This window comes from Paenibacillus sp. LK1 (assembly GCF_002750415.1).
Classification (GTDB): domain Bacteria; phylum Bacillota; class Bacilli; order Paenibacillales; family Paenibacillaceae; genus Paenibacillus; species Paenibacillus taichungensis.
In genome coordinates this window covers 138,251-164,774 of record NZ_PEII01000003.1, presented here as the reverse complement: position 1 = coordinate 164,774, position 26,524 = coordinate 138,251, and the positions used below count along the sequence as shown (strand labels likewise).

The following is a 26,524-nucleotide window of genomic DNA, read 5'->3' as shown; positions in this document are numbered from 1 at the left end:
GCCGGGTTCTTTATTTCTACAACATGTAGTGGAGGATAATGTCTATGAATAACGAGCAGTTGCTAGACCTTGTAAAACAAATGACCTTGGAAGAAAAAACGGCCCAGCTGCTTCAGCTGACCGCTAACTTTTATGAAGGAACCAGTGTTGAAGGTCAGATCACAGGTCCAATGGAAGAGATGGGAATCACGGAGCAGTCCGTGGATGCCAGTGGCTCCATTCTGGGATTGTCCGGTGCACAGGCCATTATTGATGTACAAAAAGCATACCTGAAAAAAAGCCGTCTCGGCATTCCGCTCTTGTTCATGGCGGACGTTGTGCATGGTTTTAAAACTATTTTCCCCATCCCACTAGCCATTGGCTGTTCATGGGACACTGAATTGGCAGAGAAAAGTGCTGAGATTGCAGCACGTGAATCCGCCGTATCTGGCCTCCATGTTACTTTTGCACCGATGGTCGATCTTGTTCGTGATCCGCGCTGGGGTCGTGTAATGGAGACAACAGGCGAAGATCCTTATTTGAACAGTCTGTTCTCTGCGGCATTTGTACGTGGATATCAGGGCGACAATTTGAAGGATGAGCCGGATCGTCTGGCGGCTTGTGTAAAACACTTTGCAGCATATGGGGCAGCAGAAGGTGGTCGTGATTACAACACGGTCGACATGTCTGAACGCAACTTGCGTGAGTACTATTTACCGGCTTACAAGGCAGCACTGGATGCAGGCGTAGAAATGGTTATGGCTTCATTCAATACCGTAGAGGGTATTCCAGCGAGCGGAAATGAGAAGCTTATGCGTGACATTTTGCGTGACGAGTGGGGCTTTGATGGTGTATTGATCTCCGATTGGGCTTCCATTCGCGAGATGATTGCTCATGGCGCTGCTGAAGATGATCGTGAAGCCGCGTACCGCGCCATTCGTGCAGGAGTGGATATCGAGATGATGACACCTTGTTATGTCCATCATCTGCCAGAGTTGATCAATAACGGAGAAGTGGAAGAAACGCTCATTGATGAAGCGGTGCTGCGTATTCTGCAACTGAAAGAAAAGCTGGGATTGTTCGATAATCCACTGCGTGCAGCTGATCCGGAGCGTGAGCGTGAGATTGTCTTCTCAAAAGAACATCGTCAGGTATCGTATGAGCTTGCAACCAAATCCGCTGTATTGTTGAAAAATGATAATGACGTTCTTCCGCTGAAGCCAGAAGCTAATGTAGCGTTAATTGGACCTTTTGCTCAAAGTGAAGACATTCTCGGATGGTGGTCCTGTGAAGGTGTCAAAGAGGATGCCGTTAAACTCGGAACTGCTTTGCAGGAACGTCTTACTGCAGGAAAAGTTCATATGGCTCAAGGCAGCAACGTTCACACGATCACCGCTGAACAGATTGCTGAAGCACTTGAAATAGCAAGCAAAGCTGATCTGATCGTGCTTGCACTTGGTGAAGATTCCGAAATGAGTGGTGAAGGTGGATCGCGTACGGATATTCGTTTGCCAGCAGCTCAACTGGAATTGGTTAAACAGCTCAAAGCAGCGGGTAAACCAATCGCCAGCGTTATTTTCAACGGTCGTCCTCTGGACTTACATGGTGTATTTGAAGAATCCGATGCTGTGCTTGAAGCGTGGTTCCCGGGCAGTGAGGGTGGAGCGGCCATTGCCGATGTATTGACAGGTGTGGTGAATCCATCTGCGCGTCTGACAATGTCCTTCCCGCAATCTGTAGGTCAGATACCGGTATATTACAATCATTTTAATACAGGACGTCCACTCAATCCGCAAAAGACGGAAGAGCGTTATGTTTCCAAATATATTGATAGTCCGAATGATCCACTGCTTCCGTTTGGCTACGGCTTGTCATACACCTCGTTTGAGTATGGTGACCTGGAAGTTTCGAGCAATGAAATGACTGCTGATCAACCTCTGACGATCCAAGTGCGTGTAACCAATGCTGGCGAGCGTGCTGGTGTGGAGACGGTTCAGTTGTACGTACGTGATGTCACTGGTGAAGTTGTGCGTCCAATGCGTGAGCTGAAAGGGTATGTTAAGCTGTCACTCGCACCGGGTGAAAGTGGTACGGCTACATTTACATTAAACGAAGAACAGCTTCGTTATCATCATTCCGATTTGAGTCATCGTAGTGATAAAGGAACATTCCACATTTTCGTAGGGCCGAATAGCCGCGATACATTGGAGAGTACGTTCAAGCTGGTGTAATGGGATACACCTCATATCGATGAATGATTGAACTCATCATACAAAAGCAGCAAAACTGCACTGCCTTCTTCTCTTCTGTTCAGCAGCGGGGAACAAGGCAGGATAGGAGGATATGAATAGATATATGAAGACCATGAATAAATCTCAAATCAACGTACAATCCGGCGATCTGTGCTTTACGTTCTGGGAAAGCGGTGATTTGTTCAAGGCTGTAAGTGGAACAACGATGATTAATCAGTGGATGGCTAGTCCAGTGGACGGCTCCATGAACAATCTGTACTTGCGTTTTCACAGTGAATCTGCCATTCGGTTTGTGCCAATGCTTGGCATTCATTCCGACAGCCAGGTGAGCACCGACGGTAGCCGTATGGTATGGACAGGTACCGCTGAGGGCGTAGGCTATCAGGTTGTATTTGCTCCAACAACCCGAGGTGTATGGTTCTGGGATGTAACCGTAAACGGTAATGGAGAAGAGGTCGACGTGGTCTATGGCCAGGATGTCGGCAATGCCGATCCAGGTGCGGTACGTAGCAATGAGGCTTATTTGTCGCAATACATTGACCATGCCGTATTTGAGGATACGAAGCTGGGATATATCGTAGCCTCACGGCAGAATCAGCCACAAGGCGGGGCTTTTCCTTATCTTCAACAGGGTTCATTAACCCGTGCAACAGGTTACTCCACAGATGGATTTCAGTTCTTTGGCTTGAGTTACAAGGAAACGAATGTCCCTGAAAGTCTGAGCAAGCCAACACTTGCAAATGAAGTGTATCAGTATGAATTTGCATACACAGCCCTACAGTCCGAAAAAGTGGTGTTGAGTGGCGAAGCTCGCTTTGTGTTCTATGGACTCTTTCAGGCCAACCATCCTGAAGCGGTGAAGGAACTTGAATACCAGGATGTTGTACAACAGGCTTGGGACGAGTATGAAGCGAAGCGTCAAGAGAATACAAGCACGGTACAGGCAGTAACCAACGTATTCCCAAAAGTATCTCTCCACCCGGTAATGGGTGAACCCTTGCCTACTTTATCGATGACTGAAGAAGAAGTGAATTCCCGCTTCCCGGCTTCGAAGAGACATCAGGAAGAGCGTGCGGATGGCGAATTGCTGGCGTTCTTTACAGATACGTATGAGCATATTGTACTGAAGGAAAAGGAAATGCGTGTGGAACGTCCACATGGACACATTCTGATGAGTGGCAACAATGTGAAGCTGGGTCAGAACGTAATCACTACGTCTTCCTATATGTATGGTATTTTCAATTCCCATGTGGTTGTAGGAAATACGAACTTCAATAAAATGATGAGCAACGCACGTAGTGCACTCAACATACCGAAAACATCCGGTCAGCGGATCTACGTTGAGATGGAGGGAATCTTCCACCTACTCACGATGCCTTCCCTGTTTGAAATGGGCTTCAACTATGTTCGCTGGTATTACAAAACAGCTGAGGATACGCTGATCATCACAAATTATACAACTTTGGATACTCCTGAAGTACATCTTCATGTGAAGTCGGAAAAAGGAATAGCTTATCGATACCTAATCACCAATCAGATTACGATGAATGTAAATGAATATGAACTTCCTGTTCATGTTTCCGAGCAGAATGGTGAACTGAGCTTCAAGGCAGATCACAGCTCCCTCAGTGCGGAAGTATATCCGAATCTGGAGTACCGCATGCGGGTAAGCGGAGCAGGAGTGAAGGTTGGCGATGAGACTGAGCTGGCTAGTGGAGTAAACGCAGGCGACGACTCACTGACGACTTTACGTCTGGACAGCAGCGCTGAATGGACATTGACCATTCAAGGTCTGTTGGAAGGAGGACAGACTGCATCCTCGACGCGCAGCTTCGAAGAGGAAGTGTCAGCTTATCGTACCTTCTATGCAGAAGTAATGAATGGATTCCATTTGTCCCAACCTCAGAAGCAAGGAGCGGACGAGTTGTTCAAAGTGAATGCTCTTGCATGGTGGTACACCCACAATATGCTGGTGCATTACTCTGTTCCTCACGGACTGGAGCAATATGGCGGTGCAGCTTGGGGAACACGGGATGTCTGCCAGGGGCCGGTCGAATACTTTATGGCTACACAAAAGTATGAGCAGGTTCGCGATATTCTGAAGACAGTTTACTCGCATCAGTATGAGGATGACGGCAACTGGCCGCAATGGTTTATGTTCGATCGTTATTTCAAAGTTCAGCAGGAAGAAAGCCATGGTGACATTATTGTTTGGCCTCTTAAAGTGCTAAGTGATTATCTGATTGCTACCAAGGATTATTCGATTCTGAATGAGGAAGTACCTTATACCGTAAAACATGGTTTTGATTTTACTGATCAGACAGCCAGCGTGCTGGAGCATGCCCAGAAAGAGCTGGAGTATATCCGCAGCCATTTCCTGCATGATACATTCCTCTCTTCATATGGTGACGGGGACTGGGACGATACATTACAGCCTGCCAATGCTCAATTGAAGCAATATATGGTCAGCAGCTGGACTGTGGCGCTCACCTATCAAACGTTGAAGCAGCTATCCAGAGCGCTTGCCCCTGTGAAACCGGAGCTTTCTTCCGAGTTAAGTGACATGGCAGCGGGTGTGAAAAGAGACTTCAGCAAGTATATGCTGGATACCGATGTGATTCCAGGATTTGTATATATGGAAGACCCGGCACAAGCAAAACGCATGCTGCATCCGGATGACAGCGAGACAGGTATTCAGTACCGTTTGCTGCCGATGACACGCAGCATGATTGCCGAGCTGCTGGAGCCTGAGCAAGCGCAATCCCATTATGAACTGATCAAGGACAAGCTGTACTGCCCGGATGGTGTCAGATTGATGAATCGTCCAGCACAGTATGATGGCGGCGTCAGCACTCATTTCAAACGTGCAGAGCAGGCATCCAACTTCGGACGTGAAGTGGGCTTGCAATATGTTCATGCTCACATCCGTTATATTGAAGCCATGGCGAAGCTGGGCAACCCGGATGAAGTCTGGAACGGCCTTGGCATTATCAATCCAGTGGGTATTCAGGAAGCTGTTCCTAACGCAGATTTGCGTCAAAGTAATGCCTATTTCAGCAGCTCTGACGGGAAATTCAACAACCGTTATGCAGCGCAGGAGCAGTTCGATAAGCTTCGCACGGGAGATGTGCAGGTGAAGGGCGGCTGGAGAATCTACTCCAGTGGACCGGGAATCTACATGAATCAGCTCATTTCGAACGCTCTGGGTATTCGTCAGGAGGAAGAAGATCTGATTCTGGACCCTGTGTTACCTGTCAGCTTGGATGGTTTGCATTTTGATTTCCAATTTGCCGGCAAAAAAGTAACCTTCGTTTATCATCTCAGTGGAGAGGCCGTACAACGTATTGTGCTGAATGGCAAGGAGCTGGATACGACTAGGCTGCAACAACCTTATCGTCTTGGTGGACTGCGTATTTCACGCACGGCTCTTGAGCAGAGCCTGAGCGAGAATAACGTGATTGAGATTTACAGTTAATGGTGTAAACGTTAGCCCATTTTATCAAGTATAAATATTTTAGATGTCAGGTCCTTCGATTTCGAAGGGCCTGATGAACATAACAGGGGAGCGAAGAATGTGGTCAGTATCAAGGATATCGCCAAACAGGCGGGAGTTTCGATCTCTACCGTGTCATATGCTCTGAATGGTAGCAACAAAGTGACAGATGAGACCCGTTCCAAAATTTTGGCTATCGCCAAAGAGCTGAACTATGTTCCCAATGCTGCTGCCAGAACATTGAAGAAGAGAGAATCCAAAATTCTGGGTGTATTTCTGACGGATTTTAGCGGGGATGTATATGGAGACTTGCTTAGTGGTATGAAATCTGTATGTAACGCGCAAGGGTACGACCTAATTGTGTGCAGCGGGAAACAATCTCATCGAATGCTTCCGGAGCGAATGATTGATGGTGCTGTCATTCTGGATCATACATTTGCGAGCAAGGAACTAATGCAATATGCAGACAGAGGACACAAGATTGTCGTTCTTGACCGGGAACTGGATCACCCCAATATTAATCAGGTTCTGCTGGATAACAAGGCAGGAGCAACCCTTGCGATGGAGCATTTGATTGAACAGGGACACACGAAGATCTATGTCGTGACAGGTCCTGAAGGTTCATTTGACTCAGCTCAGCGGTTGAAGGCTGTAAGGCAAGTATCGGAGCGGGAAGCGAACGTGGAATGGATTGAGATCACCGGAGATTTCGAGAAGAGTGGCGGTGAACGGGCAGCGGAACGTATTATTCAGGAATATACTCAACCAGTTGGGGTGTTTTGTCTCAATGACGAGATGGCGATTGGGATGTGTGACCGGCTTGCTGATAGCGAGTTAAACATAGGACAGGAGATTGATATTATTGGATTCGATAATATTGAACTTAGCAAATATGTGCAGCCAAGACTGGTCACAATTGATTATTCCAAACGAAAATGGGGCGCACTCGCAGCCGAACAATTAATCAAGATTATTGCCGGAGAGCCTGTTGATCATGAACGCATCTACGTGACACTGGTGGAGGGCGGGTCGGTAAACAGCAAGGTTCAGTCAGAATATCTTGCACAAGCCCAAGGTGAAAAGGCGGTTAGCTATTGACAACGCTGCCCCTTCTTCATTTCATGCATGTTGTGTTGAACGACGACTGTACAGCAAGAGACAAGGCTTAGAAGAATTGAAGCATTCTTTTAAGCCTTGTCTCTTGTTTAGCTTCTTTATTTGACCCATTATAAAATGAAAAAACCTCTCACCAGGAGAGGCTTGGCCCTTAAAGGCCCTTGGTTTTGTCATTGTTGTAGGATGAAGTGAGAATGCCTGTAAGGAAGAGAGCCAATACAATTGCAATAATCCAAAATGTCAGTGAAAATGACATACCATAGCACCTCCTGCAAAATCTTTACTTCTATTATAACCATTATAGGAAGAAAAGAAATGCTTCACTCCATCATTTGTAAAATAAAAAGTGAGTAGGTACAGGTCGGAGGCTCCCGTCCGAGGGGTTATTCACAACCCGGTTGTTCACGATGAGTGAGGACGATCCGCCGCCATCCAGATTATAGGCGTCCACGACGCCAAGCTTGTACAAACGTCCTTGCAGTTCTTCCAAGGTGGCTCCTGAGCTTCCACCTTCGTTATACCCGTCAACAACGATAATCAACAATTGATCGTCCTTGTAATTGCCGATTACGGTGCGTGGAGCCCGCTTGGGTGACACTTTCCATTTGGCGGGAATGACCGTTTTTTGTCCATTCTGCAAAAGCACGGGTACAAATGTGGCACCAAATTGTGGTTGTAGGCGATCCAGGGAACTTTTGTCGAAAAATTTACCGCCTACCAGCTTACCGGCATCATCAAGACCTACAAAAAACAGATCCTTAAAGCTGGCCTGAAAACCATTCACATACTTGCCATCCATAACTGTTGTACTCAGCGGATACCGTTTACCGCCACTGTCGGCAAACCCGCCGGCATTAATTCCGGCAATGGCACCGCTGCGCTTGACCGCCTGCATGGTTGTCTCAGATCGGCCTGGCTCGCTGTCCAGAGCCATCTTCATGGCCGTGGGATCTTTTAGCTTGATTTTCATCGCATAGCCTTTATAGGGGCCTGGATTGACTCTATAGAGTTCAATCGTAAGTCGATCACTGTCTATCCGTTCAAATGGAACGCCCAGCTTGGATGAGATCCGTTGATTATAGATCGTTTCCGGGCGAGCGGCTTGAACCGTAGCCTTCTGTACAAGCGTCGACATCGTACTTGTTGTCTGATTGTACAGCTGTGTTGTTCTTTTAATAGAAGAAGAAGTCTGAACAGCAGCTTCTTTTGCCCCTGCAAGCTCCTGACTAATTGCCTGGGTCCGGGGTGTAACATTCTCTTCAGCCAGACCGGAATGAATGAAATCTCCGGGGTCAAGCGGAGGACGAATCAGCAGCATGCATAATATCAATCCAACAAAAGGAGCAAGTGCAAGCATAAATAAACGATTAACCTTTTTTACGGGTGTAATCATTTGAGCAGGTCCATCTTTTTCTGGAGTGTCTCCAGTTGTTTTTTGACTTCGCTCAGCTGAGTATACAATTTGTTGCTGTTGTCGGTTTTATCGTTTGCATTATCCTTGGTGAAAGTCAGTAATTCATTAAAGGACTGCACCTGGCCCTGCAGGTCCGCTACTTCCTTGGATATCGTTGTTAGCTGCTTTTCGTAGTCGGCTTTGAGCGCTGCAATCTGCTGTTGATTATGGGTCTGAAGCTGATTAATCATCTGTTGCTGGAGGTGGTTACTATAATAGTAGGTTCCGAGTACTCCAAGTGCAATGAGAACAATCCACATGACCAGAAACAGCTTGACTGAAGATCCGGCCTTACCTTTGGCGCTCCGGGTGTGATGGATGTCAGAGGGTTGGACAGAAGGTTTCATATCATCACTCCTGGTTATTTATAGGTACAAAAAATTTTCCAGTCCTCATTCTATCACGCCACTATTGATTACGCAAAAATGAAATTCTTTGAGTAATAGGATAAAAAGAGATTGCATCGGAAGGAAGTCCTAGGATACAATTTCTTATAGATGCAATAAGTAGGAACTTTGGGCAAGTTTTTCGACTTTTTTAGATAGAAATGCAGGAAATTTATACTATATTTTGATCTTTCTTCACTTGGGAAGACAAAAGTCCTGATGTGATGACAGCAAAATACAGTAGAAATAGAGCTGTTCTTACAGCTGTATCAAGTGTTTTTCTATTTTTCGACATTATCCGACTTTTACTTCTTCTATACACGGACTGTCGCAAGGGTAGAGGCATCATCATGGCTGATGGTGGAAAAGGAATTTGTACAATACATAACAGGGGGAACAACAATGAAAAAAGTATGGCAGGTGGTCATCGTAGATATCCACCCCACCAGCATGCTGGGTACGAAATTGATTTTGGAAGAACAGCAGGATCTGTTGGTACGGGGGATGACTTCGACTGGGTCCGAAGGTCTTGAACTGGTGAACATTCACCAGCCCGATCTGATTTTGATGGATTATCGGCTTCCTGAGGGCCAGGCAGATCAGTATATATCCCAAATGAAAAATCTGTCGGCTCATAGTCACATCATTATTCTAACGGACGAGGATAATGTAAAATTATTTCGTCATCTGATCAGTCTAGGTGCAAGTGGCATGCTGTCCAAACAGGCTTCCCCTAGCCAGCTGATTCATCTGATATCCGGGCTGCGTGAGGGATGTGTATCCATCCCATTATCCTGGTTAGCCAGTTCGGAATGGGCCCAACCCGTCGAATCTCCGGCAGAAGAACTTATTGTTGAATTAACAGAAACCGAAACTTTTATCATGGAAAGAATTGTTCAGGGCGTAACCTATGATAAAATAGCCAGTGAGATTAACGTTAGCAGACGTTCGATTGATAATTACCTGCGTAAAATATACGTCAAGCTGGATGTAAGCAGCAGGGCACAGGCGATTGAACGGTACGCTTTATATGCGAGGCAGACCAAAACCGTATCCTGACGAGCATCGCTCCATGAATCCCTATGTACGAATGCTCGTCAAGTGTCCGGTCTGGTCATATTTAGTGTCCAACAAGAATAGGTTGTAGGGGCTACGGACTGCGAGCACAGTTCGGATTAGGGATGAAAGGGGAACGGACCGATGAAATATTTCTTCGCCTCCCGTACAAACAGGCTTTTGACATCACCGCTGAGGGACATACGTGAGATGTCTGGTCGGGATTATTTCATTTCTCTGGCAGAAGAACTGCCTGCGGAGGAGCTGTTTCCATTCAAATTGCTGGAAGAAGCAGCGGTGTCTGTATTTAGTTCCGGACCCTCCGCATTGCAGTATGGTGAACCGGCAGGGTATAGACCGTTGAGAGAATGGCTGGACAACGATTGGAATGCTCGCAAGGGCATACGGACAGTCCCGGAGCAGATTCTATTGACTACAGGGACCCAGCAGGCGATCGATCTTGTGATGCGTTTGCTGCTTGAGCCTGGAGATTCCGTGTTGGTCGAGCATCCTACTTCTCCAGGCTGTCTCGAGGTTTTGGAGATGCAAGGTGCCAAAATCGTGCCCGTCACAGGCGATGGGGATGGCATTTTGCCTGACCTTTTGGAGCATCACATGCAGCAGGTGAGACCGAAGCTGCTTTTTGCTGCACCCAGTTTTTCCAATCCAACCGGCGTGCTGTGGAGTATGAAACGGCGTGAGGCAGTGCTTGATCTGTGTTCACGCTACGGCGTGCTGCTCGTGGAGGATGATTCCTATGGCGAACTTCATTTCGATGGATTGGAGCCGGGAGACTTCTACCGGAAGTATCCTTCCCTCTTTGCGCTGGATACAGCGGATCAGGGTGGACATGTTCTCTACATTGGTTCGTTTAGCAAAACTGTAGCACCTGCCCTGCGTACAGGTTGGGCTGCCGGGCATCCGGCCTTGATCCAGGCTATGGCCTCGGTGAAACGGATAGCAGACGGACAGTCCAGTCCCATGAATCAGAGGTTATTGTATCAATTGCTTGCCCATTCTCCTTTTAAGTGGAGTGATCATCTCTCCATGCTGAACCGGGAGTATAAGACTAGGCTCAAGCTTATGCTCGAATTATTGAAGCGTCCGGGATGGAAAGGGAGCCAGTACAGCATTCCTGAAGGGGGAATGTATCTGTGGGTACAGTTGCCGGATGGATTGGACAGCGGAGCTCTGCTCAAGGCAGCGTTGTTAAAAGGAGTATCTTTTCTTCCAGGTTCCCTATGCTCCACGGGTGAACAGGATCATCGGTACATCCGATTGAACTTCAGCCATCCCGGCCGGGATGAGTTGCTGCTTGGTATGAATCTGATCAGTGAGTCCATAACAGAGTTTACAGCCCGGAGCTAATCCGGATATAGAAAAGAAAGAATGTAGGGTCAAATTCATGCCTGGAACCTGTGACGGCAGAAGTTCCAGGCATTGGATTTGGAAGCAAATAAGTTACCCCCAAAGTAATTACGTTATTGCATCCACTAACATTTTTATATATAATATGTATTAATGAGTTGTTGTTTTCTTTATATAAGCTGCATTCATTGCAAGTTCAGGAGAAGCACTCATATATTTTAACTAACGGGGGAACGAACATGTCTAACATTTTATTTGTCAAAGCAAACGACCGTCCTGCAGATCAAGCAGTCAGCGTACAATTGTACGATGCATTTTTGAGCGCATACAAAGAATCCCACCCAGGTGACACAGTTACCGAACTGGATCTCTACAATACAGATATTCCTTACTACGGCAACACTGTAATTACAGGTGGATACAAAGCCGCTAATGGTATCGAAGCAACTGCTGAAGAGCAAAAAGCAGCTGCACTGGCAGCACAATTGCAAGATCAATTCTTGGCAGCAGACAAAGTAGTATTTGCATTCCCACTGTGGAACTTCACTGTTCCAGCACCACTGGTAAACTACATTTCCTACCTGAGCCAAGCTGGAAAAATGTTCAAATACACTGCTGAAGGCCCTGTAGGTCTGGTAGGCGACAAAAAAGTGGCATTGTTGAACGCGCGTGGCGGAGTTTACTCCGTTGAGCCAATGGCATCCGCTGAAATGTCCGTTAAATATGTAACAAATGTACTGAACTTCTGGGGTATTCAAAACCCTGAACTGGTTATCGTTGAAGGCCACAATGCTTCACCTGACCGTTCCCAAGAGATCGTAGCAGCAGGTCTGAAATTGGCTTCCGAAGTAGCAGCAAGCTTCTAATAGCTTATATATAGAAACACGAAAAAGCCCATTATCTCCGTTGGAGATGATGGGCTTTTTTTGCATCTGCATTTTGCATGGAGCTACACTGCCTGTTGCCTCAGTCATCCCTTCCATGGATCAGGTAGGGCTCCGCTACTTCCGCAATATGTTCCAGCTCACTGTCTTCATGTTGATTCAAGGAAAAATCTATTTCTAGTTCATTTATACTCCGTTCAATCATATCATTATCCTCAAGCATGTGAGCATGCTCGGTTAGTGCCTGCACACCCTTAACCGTCAGCACATATCGTCCACGGGATAGCCGCTCGAACCAGCCATAATAGTTTTTTTGCAAAATGGCCGCAGCGGAACCCACACTTGTCTGTTTGCTGATCGAGGCTGGGGAGGCTTCTCCCTGATCGCGAAGGGCGGAAGCTACACGTAATGCCTTTTCTCTGTAAGCGGTGACCAGCTGCCTGCGTGTGCTTCCTCCCGTGTTGTAGTCGCCACTGCGCTCGTCGAATTCCTTCAGCAGTCGCTGCCTCCGGATACCACCTTTACGGACAACGGTGCCGCTACCAGGTATAAGAGATTGGACAGCAGGTTCGCACAGCACATCAATCAGAGGTGATTTGGTTTTGTAGAACGTAACGGTGATAAGGCCCAGCCCAAGTTGTCTGCATAGTGCTGTCAATTCGCCCCAACGCTGGTTCACAGCACCACGCTTGCTACGATTCCGCTCAACAGCCAGATACACGAAGGGGCTGAGCTTCAGGCGCTGCATTCCCTGTAGCAGCAGAGACAGATTAAATGTTTTTTTCATCTCCACAATGAGTGGTTCACTTTGATCCGATTTGACCCCAACCAGGTCACAATGTTTGACTTCAGCCTTCACGTCGTAGCCGCGTCGTTCGAAAAAAGCCTTTACAGGTGAATATAACTCGGTTTCGTACTTTACTGCCATCGTTTCTGCTCCTTTCCTGAAGTGGCTCGTCTCTGGCCATCTATTGTCCCGTTTTTTGAATTTAGAACCTTCATTATATCATATCCGTTCTTTTTTTTCTGAGTGCACAAGATGTCTGATAGAACAGGGAAAGCCTCAAATTAAGACCCGCGGATTGAAAAAAAGAGGTCAACTTATCCGATTTGCCGCATAGGTATGTAATACACTTTTCACAACAATACATGATGTTTGGACAGAGGGTGGCGGGACTAATCCGGACCGCAAGATTGGTATTCAAGCACAAGCCGTAATTCTATTGATTTCTTCATACCATTCGGAATGGTTGACAATCACACTAAAGGAGCCATGGGAGGTACCAAGCATGAATATTTTTGAACGCGTTGCGGAACATCGGGCAGAGAGTGACCGTTTATCATGGAACGGGACATTTGAAGATTATATTGCACTGCTGAGAGAGGACCCGACTCCGGCAATGACGGCTCACGCACGAGTGTACCAGATGATTGAATCGTTTGGCGTGGAAGAAGTTGGGGGGCACAAACGGTACAAGTTTTTTGAACAGGAGATTTTTGGGCTGGATCGTTCCATTGAAAAGCTGGTGGAAGAATATTTCCACTCGGCAGCACGTCGTCTGGATGTTCGTAAACGTATTCTGCTGCTGATGGGCCCAGTCAGCGGAGGTAAGTCAACACTGGTAACGCTGCTGAAACGTGGCCTTGAACAATTCTCCCGCACAGAGAAGGGTGCTGTATACGCCATTGAAGGATGCCCAATGCATGAGGAGCCTCTGCATCTGATTCCGCTGGAGCTTCGTCCCGAAGTGGAAAAGGAGATCGGTGTCCGCATTGAGGGCAATCTCTGCCCATCCTGCCAGATGCGTCTTCGGACGGAATATGGGGGTGATATCAGTAAGGTGCGGGTAGAACGGGTCATCATTTCCGAGGATAACCGGGTGGGAATCGGAACATTCAGTCCATCCGATCCCAAATCCCAAGATATTGCCGATCTGACAGGAAGTATCGACTTCTCAACCATTACCGAATTCGGCTCTGAGTCTGATCCGCGCGCCTATCGTTTTGACGGTGAATTGAACAAGGCCAACCGTGGATTGATGGAATTTCAGGAGATGCTGAAATGTGATGAGAAGTTTCTGTGGAACCTGTTATCGCTGACGCAGGAAGGTAATTTTAAAGCAGGCCGATTTGCCTTGATCAGTGCGGATGAAATGATTGTGGCGCATACGAATGAATCCGAGTACAAATCATTTATTTCCAACAAAAAGAATGAAGCCTTGCAATCCCGGATGATCGTCATGCCGATTCCCTACAACCTGAAGGTCTCCGAGGAAGAGAAGATTTACGGCAAGCTCATTCAGCAAAGTGATATGAAGCATGTCCATATTGCACCGCATGCCCTGCGGACTGCAGCCATTTTCTCCATACTTACCCGCTTGAAAGAAACGAAGAAACAAGGCATGGATCTGGTCAAAAAAATGCGGATGTATGACGGTGAAGAAGTCGAAGGGTACAAAGAAGCTGATCTGCGCGAGATGCAAAATGAATATTTGGATGAGGGCATGTCGGGCATTGATCCACGTTATGTCATCAACCGGATATCCAGTGCTTTGATTAAGCAAAACCTTCAGTGCATTAACGCGTTGGATATTCTCCGGGCGATCAAGGATGGTCTGGATCAGCATGCTTCGATTACAAAAGAGGAACGCGAGCGTTACCTGAACTTTATTGCCCTGGCTCGGAAAGAGTATGATGAGCTGGCGAAGAAGGAAGTACAGAAAGCATTTGTCTACTCGTTCGAAGAATCGGCCAGAACGCTGTTCGAAAATTACCTCGATAATATCGAGGCATTCTGCAACTGGTCCAAAATTCGTGATCCACTGACGGATGAGGAGATGGACCCGGATGAGCGTTTGATGCGTTCGATAGAAGAACAGATCGGTATTTCCGAAAATGCTAAAAAAGCTTTCAGGGAAGAGATATTGATCCGCATCTCGGCTTATTCCCGGAAGGAACGGAAATTCGAATACAGCAGCCATGATCGTTTGCGTGAAGCGATTGAAAAGAAACTGTTCACTGACTTGAAGGATATTGTGAAGATCACAACTTCAACCAAGACACCAGATGCCACTCAACTGAAACGAATGAATGAAGTGATTAAACGGTTGATTGAAGAACATGGATATACCGCAGCTAGTGCGAATGAACTGCTCCGTTATGTGGGTAGTCTGTTGAATCGCTAATCTGCAACGAACCATTCCGGATCAGGCTCCTGACGCCTGCTGTGAGGCTCCTTCACAGCAGGGTCAGGGGTCTTTTTATATAGGTATTTGTACAATTATGACTAGTAAAATGACAGAGAAGGTCAATTCCATGACAAATTAGTTCTAATGGTATATGTAAAATTAGGTCATTTAGTCTATAATCGGTAAACAGATATTTACAATTTAATATTTTTTGTGGTTATTAAGGAGCTGACAGAACTAGTTATGAGTATTACTATAGCAAGACAACAACAACTTGATTATATTGGGTTGACCGCCGGAGATCTACAATTGCTTGCGGATCATCGACCTGCTTTTGAGAAAGTCGTGGACGAAGTGGTGGACCATTTCTACAATCATGTAGGCAATTATCCGAATTTGGTCGATCTGATTGCCCGCTTCTCGTCCATTGACCGTTTGAAGGAAACACAAAAGCTATACTGGTTATCCATGACCGATGGTGTAGTTGATGATGCATACATTGAACAGCGCATTGCAATCGGACTGGTCCATTCCCGCATTGGTTTGTCCGAAGATTATTATCTGGGCACGTATATGGTTTACCTCGATATTGCAACAAGTATATTCCAGCAAGTCATCCCCGAACACTGGCATCTGGTCATCCAGGCTCTTAGTAAAATGTTCAATCTCGATTCACAGCTTGTATTGGAGGCTTACGAGAAGAAAGAAAAGGAAAAATTAAATCAACTCGCTGAAGATCAGCAGCATACGTTGCTGGCCATCACGGAGATTACCCAGCAGTTGACGGGCATGATTAGTGAATTGAATGAAAATGCTCAGGCGATCTCTGATGTGGCCAGAGAAACGGCTGCCTCTCAGGATCAGGCAAATGGATTGTTGGAAGAGCTGACTAAGGAAATTCATCAGATTGGCAAAATGGGTGAGATCATTCGTGAAATCTCGGATCAGAGTCATCTCGTGGGTTTGAATGCCGCCATTGAAGCTGCACATGCAGGAGAATTTGGCCGGGGATTCGAGGTGGTTGCCAGTGAGGTTCGCAAGCTTGCGGCTAGTTCCCGAGAGGCTCAAGGGAAAATTCAGTCGAACTTGGCACAGATCATGAAGAAGCTAGGTAGTGTTCAACAGGAGTCGGAGCACACTGCTTCGGGAGCAAGGCGTCAGGCATCCCGTTCAGAAGAGCTTGCGGTTTTTGCTACCACTATGGAGAAACTGGCACTTGATCTCAGGAAATTGGATCATCAGGAATAGGCGGTAATACTGGCTGGAAGCTGTGATACCGTTTCTGGCTGTTTTAAGCTATAATGGGTAGACAAACCTGCCGATGTTATAGTGAATGCAGCCGGAGACAGGGGATTTGAAAGAGGTTGAGGTGATCAGGTGGCTTCTATCCATGATGTGGCCAAAGAGGCGGGCGTATCTGTTGCAACCGTTTCCAAAGTGCTGAACGATTATCCCGATGTAAGTGACAAAACTCGCAAAAAAGTCAATATAGCCATCGAACTATTGAAATATCAACCAAATGTGGTTGCACGTGGACTTGTAAAACGCCGTTCTTGGACGGTAGGTGTATTGTTGACGGTTCCTTTTACCAATCCGTTTGTATCGGAGCTGCTTGAAGGAATCAAAACAGCGCTGGAAAACAGTGGATACGATCTTGTTCGCTTATCTACACGTTTTGATGATCCAGCATACTCGTTTATTAAACATTGCCGCAGCCGAAATGTGGATGGCGTCGTTGTATTCGGGGAAGGAAGAGACAACAAGAGTCTTCAGGAATTGGTTACTGCGGAGATTCCGACGATGTTCATTGATACCGACTTGTTTGGCAAGCGGGCAGGATACATAACTACGGATAATGCAAATGCCATTGCCATGAGTGTGAAGCATTTGCATGAACTGGGTCACCAGAAAATTGCTTATATTTCAGGTACACTTGGGCCTGCTGTAGCGAATCTTCGACTGGATGGATATCGGGAAGGCTTACGTGTCTGCGGCATTCCATATTCTACGGTGTACCTGGAGGTTTGTGACTATTCTTTCGATGGGGGCAGTAAGGCAGCTCGCCGATTGCTTGCATTGAAGGACCAGCCTACGGGGATTGTCTGTGCTTCAGATATGTCTGCTTTTGGTGCGATCCACGAAATTGAGAAGCATGGTTTACGGGTGCCCGAGGATGTATCTGTTGTCGGATTTGATAACACATACTATGCGGAAGTGTTCAAACCAGGGTTGACCACGATTAATCAAAATATTCATTCCATTGGGATCAAATCGATTGAATATCTGATCGCCATGATTGAAAATCCTGCTTATACGCCACCAGTTATTACGGAGCCATCCAATCTGGTGATTCGTCAAACGACTGCACCTGCGCAAGCGTAAAGATCTTCCAACCAGCACAGCCTATGGGCTGTGCTTTTTTGGTATGTCGTTTCATTTTAAGAAATAACGGGGTTCAGAAGTTACTGAGCAAAGCTGGTAAGAAAAGCTGTTGACTTTTTGCCACACAGACCCTAACAATAAAAGGCAGAATAATACAAAAACTAATGTAATCGCTTACTTTTGCTGATGGATATAGGGAAACTGCAATTGTCATTCAATGGGAAGGGTGATGGTCATGCATCGGGTACTGCTGGTTGATGATGAAGTATATGCTCGCAAAGGACTTCGAAAACTAATCCGCTGGGAAGCATGCGGGTTCGAGGTGGCTGGAGAGGCGAATGATGGGGATGAGGCTTGTACCCGGATTGAAGAGCTGCAGCCAGACGTTGTCATTACGGACATACGTATGCCGGAGACGGATGGACTGGAATTGATCCGGCGTACGGTTGAGCGTGATGAGCAGGTTCTAACCATGCGCAAACAGCCCTATTTTATCATCGTGAGTGGATATAATGATTTTGCTTATGCCCAGCAGGCTGTAAGGTATGGGGTGCAGGATTATATTTTGAAGCCAATTGATGAAATTGAACTGGAAGGGACTTTACGCAAGCTAGCGGAGGAGTTGAATCGTCACAAACATGCTGAACAAACCAGACGTGAGCAGGAATACGTCAGACTACTTGATCAGTTTATCTATGGCGAATCGGAATCGGGAACGCTTGAACAGTGGACTGAACTGACGGGTACATGTGCTGGCGACGCACTGGCATATCTGCTGTTTGAGAATAACACGCCACATTTCCGGGTTTCGGATAATGCTCAAGAAGAGGAGCCGGGAGCCAGGAACGGAGAGAATTTTGGCCGGATTGTGCAGTCTGTTCTTGGAAAGATGTATGCAAATCGCTCGTATCTTCATGTAAAAGAGCATGGCGAACGTATCGGAGTTCTCTTAACTGCGGAACATCTGCACCCCTATTCAATGAATCTTCATGAGGTTGCCAGGCAAATGCAATCTTGCTTCGCCGAAATGGGTCATGACTCTGTAAGCATATATATCGGAAAAGTTTGTTATGAACCTTTACTTATTGGACATGCCTATCAGACCGCACTCAAGGCTATTTCCTATAAATTCATTTCAGAGAAGAGTGGGATCGTCCTGTATGATGACATGCAGCATGAACCTGTACAGTGGGTGCATACCGATCATGAAATGGAGCAGGAACTCCTGACACTTATGGAGGAACAACGGGTTGAGGCGTTGGAGAATGCAGTGGGTGAATGGTTCAACGGAATGAGAACGGCCAATTACGCTCCTGTTGCCGTGACGTCAGCAATTCACCAATTGATCTCAGCGGTTCTATCCATTCTGAAATCCGCTGAGGCGAATGTGAAAGAGATACCTTCGTTCAAGCTGATTTTGGCATGGCAAGCAGATCGGGGAACGTTGGCTGAAGCTAAACGGTTGTTGACGGTTTTTATGCTGGATTCAGCACGTAAACTGGCGGAACAGCGTCAGTACAATCACAGGGGAGCCATGACTAAAATCAAACATTATATTGAAGCCAACTACAGCAGCAATATTAGTTTGAGAAGTATTGCCTCCGAATTTTACATGAACCCGGTCTATTTGGGTCAACGCTTCCGCAAGGTGTATGGTGTGTATTTCAATGACTTCCTGCTTCAGCTTCGGATGGAGGAAGCCAAGAAGCTGCTGCGTCAGACGGATATGCGAGTATATGAAATTGCCGAGAGGGTTGGGTTCGGAAGCAGTGACTATTTCGCGACTCAATTTGAGAAAAAGGAATCATGTTCCCCTACGGAATATCGAAATCGCATCCTGGATGAAGGGTAGGGAGATGACACCGTGAAGCTCAACTTTTTTAATAATATCCGCCTACGGGATAAAATGCTGATTTTGTATCTTTTCTTTGTACTCGTACCCGTTATCCTGACGAATGTTATTTTCTATCAGGTGACCATAGCGAACGTGAAATCCCAGCGAATGGCAGACCTCTCCAAAGGAATGGAACAGATTCGAAGTCAATTTATGGGGGAGATTCGCAATGCGGCCGATTTTTCCTCAAGCTTTTATACGGACAGTATATTAAATGACATGCTGGATGTGAATTATACAAATCCGGTTCAGTATATCGAAGCCTACGATTCTTATCTTCGCAAAATCCTGAATACCTATTACTCCGGCTACCGCTCCCTCCAAGGCTTGACGATATATGTGGATAACAAAAGTGTACTGCCTTCCGGGGGAGTTGAGTTTCTGACTGAAGAGGTTCGACAGTCCGAGCCATACAGGCTGCTGGCAAACAGTGAACACTCCGCACCCATTCTGATGAGATCCGGTCCTGAAGGGAATCGGCAGACGTTCAGCATTTTACGCAAACTCAATTATTATGATGCTCTTCCCGGATGGAAGGAAAAGTTCGTACGACTGGATCTGAAGCCGTCGACGATTCGCCAAATTTTCACCAACCTTAACGTTCAGGGCAGCCTGTATCTGATTAATCCGGCTGGACAAATAGACTACTCGACGGATTCTGGTATCCCATGGACCAGTCAACTCTTGAATTATGGCGATGTCATGGATCAACAAAGTAAGAAAGAGTTCGAAATGGCCTATCCATTGTCCGGTGAAATGGAGGGATGGAAAATCAACGGAGTGTTCGATGAATCCGAAATTTATAAGGAATTGGGCAAACCCAGTCACCTTGTCGTTGTACTGGCCTGTATCAATCTGATTCTGCCAACCTGGATCATTATCTGGATGACACGTACAATCCACGTGAGGCTGGCACGAATATTGAAACACATGGAAAAAGTGAAGCATCAGCGATTTGAACCGATCAGACAGCCGGAATCGTCGGACGAAATTGGGCAGCTTACAGCCGAATTCAATCGCATGACGATGACGATCCATCGTTTGATTAACGACGTCTACGTGGCAGACATTCAACATAAAAATTTGGAGTTACAGCGGCGGCATGCCCAATTAAACGCATTACAGAGCCAGATTAATCCACACTTTTTATTCAATGCGCTGGAGACCATCCGCATGCGCAGTCTCATGAAAGATGAGGATGAGACGGCACGAATTATTTATCATATGGCTAAAATTTTTCGGAATGCCCTAACCTGGAATCGGGATAAAGTCAGCATTCAGGAAGAATTGGAGTATGTGACCTGTTTTCTTGAAATCCAGAAATATCGTTTCGGTCACAAGTTGAATTATAGGATTGATTTGGACCCAGAGGCTGCAGATTGTTCCATTCCCAAGATGACATTGTTACCTTTTGTTGAAAATGCCAGCATTCATGGGATCGAACCACTGAAGGAAGGTGGGGAGATTCGGCTTTGTATTCGGCGAACAGGTACAGAACTAATCTGTGTGGTGGAGGATTCCGGGGCAGGTATGACAGAGGACAAAAGAAAGCAGCTACTTTCTTACGTGGAAACGGAAGATTCAATGGGTGATCGCGTAGGAGTACAGAATGTCATCTATCGTCTGAAGCTGATCTACGATAGTCGGTTCCATATTCAGATCGATAGCGCTCCTAGGACTGGCACACGTGTCGAGATTGGTTTACCCCTCGAAGATTAACCAAATACGTTAAAGTATTAAAGATTATAAGGCAATAATATATAGTTTATCGGGTAAACAAAGTTTGTCATCAACCTTATAATGAGAGTGCTTACATCAGTGGGGTAGAAAGAGGGGGCGTTCATATTGGTTAACCATATGCTGAATCGCTGGCTACCGGCAGTATTAGCTTTAACCATGATGACGGCTTGTTCCTGGGGAAGAAGCGAGATTAATCCGGAATCCGGAGCAGTGCGAGACGGTAAAGAAAGCACAGAGAAAGTGACATTCACCTATTTTAAAGCGGGTTCCGGCAAGGACATCAATACAAACGAAACTACAATCGGCAAAAAGCTGGAGGAACAAACGGGGGTTAATTTCAAAATTGAATACCTTGTAGGTGATATTAATACCAAAATCGGAACGATGATTGCAAGTAATAAGTACCCCGATGTGATGGTCCCGGACGGGGCTATTGACAAAATTGTGGATGCGGGTGCATTTATTCCTCTCAACGATCTGATTGATCAGTATGGCCCCAACATTAAACGGGTGTATGAGTCGTACTACAACCTGATGAAAGAGGAAGATGGCAACATTTATTTTCTGCCCATGAGCGCAGTGGTTGGAGACTATCTGCCTAATCCGAATGTGGATCAAGGTGCATTCTGGATACAGCGGCGTGTATTAAAGGAGACTGGATATCCAAAGATCACCACACTGGATGAATATATGGATCTGATTAAACAATACGCTGACAAATACAAAGATGAAGGATTGACTGGATTCCTGTCATTGACGTATGATGATAAATTTTTTACGATCACTAACCCGGCCATGCATCTTGCAGGTTATCCGAATGATGGAGCCATTATGGTGGATATGCAGACACAGGAAGCCAAGGACTATGGGCTTACCGAAGAGACCAAACGCTGGATGCAGAAGTTGAATGAAATGAATTCATTAGGGCTATTTGATAAGTCCTCCTTTGTCGATAACTATGACCAGTATCTTGCGAAAGTGACCAGTGGGAAAGTGCTTGGATTCTTTGATTATGCCTGGCAGGTAGGGCAGGAAATGAACAATCTGAAGGAAGCCGGTAATGACGATTTGCGTTATATGGCACTGCCGATTGTGTACGACGCAAACACCAAGGATCAATATACTGATCCGCCGAGCTTTGTTAATAACCGGGGGATTGGCATTACCGTAAGCGCAGAAGATCCTGTCCGTATCATCCAATTCTTCGATAACCTATTAACGGATGAGAATCAAATTCTGTCCAACTGGGGGATCGAAGGAGAGACCTACGAAGTGGATGACAAGGGGCGATTTACGCGCTCTGCGGAAATGATCCAGAAAACAGATTCAGATGAGTTCCGTGAATCGTTCGGATTCAAATATTTTGAGTACAGTTGGCCGCGTTACGGTAATGGTTCGACTCTGCCTGACGGTAATTCTGTCGGTGTAGAACGACAACCCGAAGTTGCCCAATTCTCCTATACGGATGGAGATAAGCTCATTCTGGAGAAGTATGGCGTGGAGACGTTCTCCCAATTGTTTGCTGCGCCAGATGAACGTCCATGGTACCCGGCTTGGAGCATTGCTTTTGATCAAGGTTCCCCAACCCATATCTATGGACAGAAACGTACAGATTTGCAAAAGAAATATGTACCCAAACTAGTCCTCTCCAGTCCGTCTGACTTTAACAAACTCTGGGATGAATATGTGAAGGAATTCAACAAGCTTGATGTGAAGGACTATGAACAGACGATGACCGAAGAAGTTCGCAAGAAGGCAAAATTGGTCCAAGGTGAATAAGGTGGCGAGGAAAGGATGGCGCGGAGGGATAAACGCCTGCAAGGCGCGTGGTGAATGGGAATTCGACAATATTAAACATTCGTTTTATCTGGAAAAAAGTGTTGATTTTCACGTCTGGGACGTTTAGACTATATACATCAATATTAACGGGTTAGAGATGTATGACTTTGGCTTTATAACAAGTCGGTGGTCTCCAGACAAATGATGTGGAGGGAGTGCCTGTCATCCAGACAGCGCACTCGCTTTTTTTTACATTTTGCATACATACAAGGCATTTCCCGGTTGAAAGGACAAAGTGAGTGGAGCACCTACATGGAACGTACAACTTAGAACTGGTTATTTTATCTTACATTATTGCAGCGTTGGCTTCTTATGCAGCGCTTGACCTTGCGGGCCGGGTAAGTCTGGCTAAAGGCATGTCCCGAAATATCTGGCTTACCTGCGGGGCAGTCTCAATGGGTTTGGGAATCTGGTCCATGCATTTTGTGGGCATGCTAGCTTTTGTTCTTCCTATGCATGTGTCGTATTCCACAGGTGAGGTCTTTCTATCCGTTCTGCTTGCAATTATTGCATCTGGTGTAGCGTTAAATATTGCAGGTCAGCAGTCAGGTAAAATAAGCAAACTCCTGATTGCAGGAGTGCTCATGACCGCAGGCATTAGCAGCATGCATTATATTGGAATGGCTGCCATGTCGGTTACCATTACTTATGAACCAGGCATAGTGTTATTATCCATCCTGATCGCAGCTTTAGCTTCATTTGCTGCCTTGTGGCTCATGTTTTTCTTCCGGCAGCATCAGTCACGTTATACATGGGTGTACAAGATGGGCAGCGGACTCATTATGGGGCTGGGCATCTCGGGCATGCATTATACAGGGATGTCAGCTGCACAGTTTCATCATGCACATGATGCAATGGCTGGTTCGGGGATGCAGATTGAACCTTCACTTCTCGCATATCTGATCGCTGCGGGTACTTTTATTGCCTTGGGGTTGACCTTGTTCGGTATCTTTATTAATCAACGTCTAACTCAGAAGGATCGACGGATTCATGAAAATGAACAGTGGTATCAAGCCCTGTACGAAAACCATTCAGATGCCATTATTTCGGTGGATAAACAAGGGGCTATCAAGGGGATTAATGCTGCAGTCACACGTATTACAGGGTATCAAGAAAGAGAGATCATTCATCATTCTATTGATGAGATTTCAAATCATGTTGACATTCATTGGGCAAGTGAAATGCATCATGTGGAATGGGATGATGATAGCCGTGAGCAGCAGCATTTCATGGGGAATATGAAAAACGTTCATGGAAACCTGATTGATCTAAGTATCGCTGTAGTGCCTGTACTGATTGATGGTAAACACCAGGGAAGCCACATTCTGATCAAAGATATCACCGAGGAGAAACAGGCTCAGGAAAGCATCCGCTATCAGGCTCTGCATGATCCGCTGACCGGGCTTCCCAATCGACGCAAGCTGGATGATGTGCTGGAGAGCACGATCACGACATCTGGGGCAACAGGAAGTTCATTTGCGGTTATGGTGATGGATATCGATCGTTTCAAAATGATTAATGACTCTCTGGGACATTCCATTGGAGATGTGTTTCTTCGAGAAGTGAGCAGCAGAATCATGAGTGCAATCCAGGATTCAGACCCGAACGCGACGGATAATGTCATGCTTGCCCGTATGGGGGGCGATGAATTCACACTGGTTGTTACGAATGAGCAGGGAAATGAGGAACGGGTGGCTGATCTGGCAGAACGGATTGTTCGAGCGATTCAGCTACCTTATCGATTAAAGGAAAATGACTTTTACGTTACAGCCAGCATTGGAATTGCAATGTATCCGTATCATGGAACAGGAGCGGATGCGTTGTTGAAGCATGCAGACTCTGCCATGTATGAGGTCAAGAAAAATGGCAAGAATGGTTTTCAGTTTTACACGGCCCAGCTTGATTCGGAGCTATATGAACGAATTGAACTGGAAGGGTATTTGCGCAAAGCACTGGAACGGGACGAGCTGGTCCTGTATTATCAACCTCAGATACGTACAGAAGACAGCCGTATGATTGGCGTAGAGGCTTTGATTCGCTGGAATCATCCAGACAAGGGTATTCTGTCTCCGAATGTCTTCATTCCACTGGCAGAAGAGACCGGCTTGATCTATGAGATCGGGAACTGGACACTGCGCGAAGCGTGCAGACAGATGAAACTTTGGCATGCGAGTGGCGGGCCGCTCATTCCGGTATCTGTTAACTTGTCTAGTCAGCAGTTTCATCAATCCAATCTGGTGGAGCAGGTCAAAAATGCACTCACGGAGACGGGCCTTGATGCCCGTTATCTTGAATTGGAAATTACAGAGAGTATGATGATGGATGCATCCGTATCTACAGGTATTCTGAATGAACTCACAGTGCTTGGAGTCAAAATCAGCCTGGATGATTTCGGAACAGGATATAGCTCGCTGAGTTATTTGAAGCATTTTCCAATTCATAAACTGAAGATTGACCGTTCCTTCGTGACGGATATTACGGAGAGCCGAAGTGACCAGGCGATTGTGGCCACAATCATATCAATGGCACAGAATCTGAAGATGGAAGTGATCGCGGAAGGGATCGAAACGAAAGGACAGTTGGATATTCTGATGCAAAATGATTGCCGCGAAATTCAGGGATATTATTTCAGCCGTCCATTACCGGCAAGTGAAGTGGAGCATGACTTTTTTGTGCCGCTGCGGCTGCATGGAGCTCCAACAATTCTCTAAGTCCAATACTGACAACAGAAAAATGGATTGAAATGCTGAAGCGTTGGAGATGATGGGAATAGTTAGGCACGGGGCTGTAGGCGGTTATAATGTTATTATTTCATGGCTGAGTTGCAACACGGTTGTATGCTATAATTCAGATTAAGGTTCTCATCAGCAGGTTTAGCGATATCATCGAAGGAGGTTGCAAGGGATGAATTTTAGTCTGAAAGCTCCTGATGGCACCGTCATTGAATCCTATGAGAAAGATCATAAGGAATTCATTCGTATTGCCGGCTTGGAATATGAAGTGTATAACCCGGTGGATGAGCTGGATTCTGATCCGGAATTACGACAAATGATTGAAGCATCCGAGAAAGACATCAAGCAAGGCAAGTTGTATTCGACAGATGACCTCATTGAACTGGTGAAGCGTGGTGAGTTGTAATTGATGGTTCAATGGACCGCCACGGCGATGAACCGACTTCGCCAGATCAAGAGCGAACATTTTACAGATCAAGAAACAATGGAATATAAAATGAATCTCATTCGCCGAGTGGAACAGAAAGTGGTCACCATGGGCACATTAATGCCGTCACGTGAGTATCGAAACACATATTACTGTATCGTGGATCAATACGTTGTATCTTACAAAGTGTTGGACAAAGGTGAGCGCTATGTGATAACTTCATTGAAGCACGGTGCAATGAAACGCAATTTTAAATATTGATTTTAACACGTGCCTGATTCTATTGATTTGCAAACTACTATTCACTTAATTGCCAAGCGGCAAGTCCCCGCCAT

At 46.1% G+C, this 26,524-nt stretch carries 18 protein-coding genes; 15 read left to right on the top strand and 3 right to left on the bottom strand.

The features are described 5' to 3' along the window. The first annotated feature begins 44 nt into the window (after positions 1–44). The 3 genes from CS562_RS07690 to CS562_RS07680 all read left to right on the top strand — a co-directional run bounded on the left by CS562_RS07690 (position 45) and on the right by CS562_RS07680 (position 6,822). Positions 45–2,210 (top strand): glycoside hydrolase family 3 N-terminal domain-containing protein, encoded by a 2,166-nt coding sequence (locus CS562_RS07690; RefSeq protein WP_099854824.1) that lies wholly within the window; start codon positions 45–47, stop codon positions 2,208–2,210. A gap of 124 nt (positions 2,211–2,334) precedes the next feature. Then, entirely contained in the window at positions 2,335–5,706 is a 3,372-nt protein-coding gene (locus tag CS562_RS07685; RefSeq protein ID WP_099854822.1) for a GH36-type glycosyl hydrolase domain-containing protein, read from the top strand. Positions 5,707–5,805: 99 nt separating this feature from the next. Then, positions 5,806–6,822 (top strand): LacI family DNA-binding transcriptional regulator, encoded by a 1,017-nt coding sequence (locus CS562_RS07680; RefSeq protein WP_076289882.1) that lies wholly within the window; start codon positions 5,806–5,808, stop codon positions 6,820–6,822. 346 nt (positions 6,823–7,168) lie between these two features. On the opposite strand, the gene CS562_RS07675 is transcribed toward CS562_RS07680, so the two are convergent. Next, a complete protein-coding gene (locus CS562_RS07675) occupies positions 7,169–8,233 on the bottom strand; it encodes a phosphodiester glycosidase family protein (RefSeq protein ID WP_076289881.1) in 1,065 nt (354 codons plus the stop codon). Continuing rightward, the gene (locus CS562_RS07670; protein WP_063564256.1) at positions 8,230–8,640 is read right to left on the bottom strand and encodes a hypothetical protein; all 411 of its coding nucleotides are present in this window, start codon (positions 8,638–8,640) and stop codon (positions 8,230–8,232) included. The genes CS562_RS07675 and CS562_RS07670 overlap by 4 nt, the downstream gene beginning before the upstream one ends. Positions 8,641–9,081: 441 nt before the next feature. Here CS562_RS07670 and CS562_RS07665 point away from each other — a divergent pair, with 441 nt between their 5' ends. From CS562_RS07665 to CS562_RS07655, 3 genes are all read left to right on the top strand, one after another. Next, the gene (locus tag CS562_RS07665) at positions 9,082–9,738 is read left to right on the top strand and encodes a response regulator transcription factor (RefSeq protein ID WP_090895259.1); all 657 of its coding nucleotides are present in this window, start codon (positions 9,082–9,084) and stop codon (positions 9,736–9,738) included. 141 nt (positions 9,739–9,879) lie between these two features. Next, positions 9,880–11,103 (top strand): aminotransferase-like domain-containing protein, encoded by a 1,224-nt coding sequence (locus tag CS562_RS07660; protein WP_099854820.1) that lies wholly within the window; start codon positions 9,880–9,882, stop codon positions 11,101–11,103. A 239-nt stretch (positions 11,104–11,342) separates the two neighbouring features. After that, the gene (locus CS562_RS07655; RefSeq protein WP_063564259.1) at positions 11,343–11,969 is read left to right on the top strand and encodes an FMN-dependent NADH-azoreductase; all 627 of its coding nucleotides are present in this window, start codon (positions 11,343–11,345) and stop codon (positions 11,967–11,969) included. A gap of 100 nt (positions 11,970–12,069) precedes the next feature. On the opposite strand, the gene CS562_RS07650 is transcribed toward CS562_RS07655, so the two are convergent. Next, complete coding sequence (locus tag CS562_RS07650) at positions 12,070–12,915, bottom strand: DUF2161 domain-containing phosphodiesterase (protein WP_099854818.1); 846 nt, start codon at positions 12,913–12,915, stop codon at positions 12,070–12,072. A gap of 361 nt (positions 12,916–13,276) precedes the next feature. Between CS562_RS07650 and CS562_RS07645 the strand changes: the two genes are divergently transcribed. The 9 genes from CS562_RS07645 to CS562_RS07605 all read left to right on the top strand — a co-directional run bounded on the left by CS562_RS07645 (position 13,277) and on the right by CS562_RS07605 (position 26,450). Further along, positions 13,277–15,172 (top strand): PrkA family serine protein kinase, encoded by a 1,896-nt coding sequence (locus CS562_RS07645; RefSeq protein WP_076289877.1) that lies wholly within the window; start codon positions 13,277–13,279, stop codon positions 15,170–15,172. 246 nt (positions 15,173–15,418) lie between these two features. Beyond that, positions 15,419–16,423, top strand: a complete 1,005-nt coding sequence (locus CS562_RS07640) for a globin-coupled sensor protein (protein ID WP_076289876.1) — start codon at positions 15,419–15,421, stop codon at positions 16,421–16,423. A 129-nt stretch (positions 16,424–16,552) separates the two neighbouring features. Further along, the gene (locus tag CS562_RS07635) at positions 16,553–17,557 is read left to right on the top strand and encodes a LacI family DNA-binding transcriptional regulator (protein ID WP_099854816.1); all 1,005 of its coding nucleotides are present in this window, start codon (positions 16,553–16,555) and stop codon (positions 17,555–17,557) included. 235 nt (positions 17,558–17,792) lie between these two features. Continuing rightward, complete coding sequence (locus CS562_RS07630) at positions 17,793–19,409, top strand: response regulator (RefSeq protein ID WP_180287070.1); 1,617 nt, start codon at positions 17,793–17,795, stop codon at positions 19,407–19,409. A 12-nt stretch (positions 19,410–19,421) separates the two neighbouring features. Next, the gene (locus CS562_RS07625; protein ID WP_306553813.1) at positions 19,422–21,170 is read left to right on the top strand and encodes a sensor histidine kinase; all 1,749 of its coding nucleotides are present in this window, start codon (positions 19,422–19,424) and stop codon (positions 21,168–21,170) included. A gap of 138 nt (positions 21,171–21,308) precedes the next feature. Then, entirely contained in the window at positions 21,309–22,970 is a 1,662-nt protein-coding gene (locus CS562_RS07620) for an ABC transporter substrate-binding protein (RefSeq protein WP_099855303.1), read from the top strand. 299 nt (positions 22,971–23,269) lie between these two features. Beyond that, positions 23,270–25,741 (top strand): bifunctional diguanylate cyclase/phosphodiesterase, encoded by a 2,472-nt coding sequence (locus CS562_RS07615; RefSeq protein WP_099854813.1) that lies wholly within the window; start codon positions 23,270–23,272, stop codon positions 25,739–25,741. A gap of 193 nt (positions 25,742–25,934) precedes the next feature. After that, entirely contained in the window at positions 25,935–26,168 is a 234-nt protein-coding gene (locus tag CS562_RS07610) for a hypothetical protein (RefSeq protein ID WP_099854811.1), read from the top strand. Positions 26,169–26,171: 3 nt separating this feature from the next. Beyond that, the gene (locus CS562_RS07605) at positions 26,172–26,450 is read left to right on the top strand and encodes a hypothetical protein (RefSeq protein WP_125477248.1); all 279 of its coding nucleotides are present in this window, start codon (positions 26,172–26,174) and stop codon (positions 26,448–26,450) included. The last annotated feature ends 74 nt before the right edge of the window (positions 26,451–26,524 follow it).

Bases quoted from the DNA above. Each gene is read 5' to 3' on its own strand.
- CS562_RS07640 (WP_076289876.1), top strand. From the start codon at position 15,419: ATGAGTATTACTATAGCAAGACAACAACAACTTGATTATATTGGGTTG.
- CS562_RS07665 (WP_090895259.1), top strand. From the start codon at position 9,082: ATGAAAAAAGTATGGCAGGTGGTCATCGTAGATATCCACCCCACCAGC.
- CS562_RS07690 (WP_099854824.1), top strand. From the start codon at position 45: ATGAATAACGAGCAGTTGCTAGACCTTGTAAAACAAATGACCTTGGAA.
- CS562_RS07630 (WP_180287070.1), top strand. From the start codon at position 17,793: ATGCATCGGGTACTGCTGGTTGATGATGAAGTATATGCTCGCAAAGGA.
- CS562_RS07675 (WP_076289881.1), bottom strand. From the start codon at position 8,233: ATGATTACACCCGTAAAAAAGGTTAATCGTTTATTTATGCTTGCACTT.
- CS562_RS07685 (WP_099854822.1), top strand. From the start codon at position 2,335: ATGAAGACCATGAATAAATCTCAAATCAACGTACAATCCGGCGATCTG.
- CS562_RS07605 (WP_125477248.1), top strand. From the start codon at position 26,172: ATGGTTCAATGGACCGCCACGGCGATGAACCGACTTCGCCAGATCAAG.
- CS562_RS07655 (WP_063564259.1), top strand. From the start codon at position 11,343: ATGTCTAACATTTTATTTGTCAAAGCAAACGACCGTCCTGCAGATCAA.
- CS562_RS07670 (WP_063564256.1), bottom strand. From the start codon at position 8,640: ATGAAACCTTCTGTCCAACCCTCTGACATCCATCACACCCGGAGCGCC.
- CS562_RS07645 (WP_076289877.1), top strand. From the start codon at position 13,277: ATGAATATTTTTGAACGCGTTGCGGAACATCGGGCAGAGAGTGACCGT.
- CS562_RS07620 (WP_099855303.1), top strand. From the start codon at position 21,309: ATGCTGAATCGCTGGCTACCGGCAGTATTAGCTTTAACCATGATGACG.
- CS562_RS07610 (WP_099854811.1), top strand. From the start codon at position 25,935: ATGAATTTTAGTCTGAAAGCTCCTGATGGCACCGTCATTGAATCCTAT.
- CS562_RS07660 (WP_099854820.1), top strand. From the start codon at position 9,880: ATGAAATATTTCTTCGCCTCCCGTACAAACAGGCTTTTGACATCACCG.
- CS562_RS07650 (WP_099854818.1), bottom strand. From the start codon at position 12,915: ATGGCAGTAAAGTACGAAACCGAGTTATATTCACCTGTAAAGGCTTTT.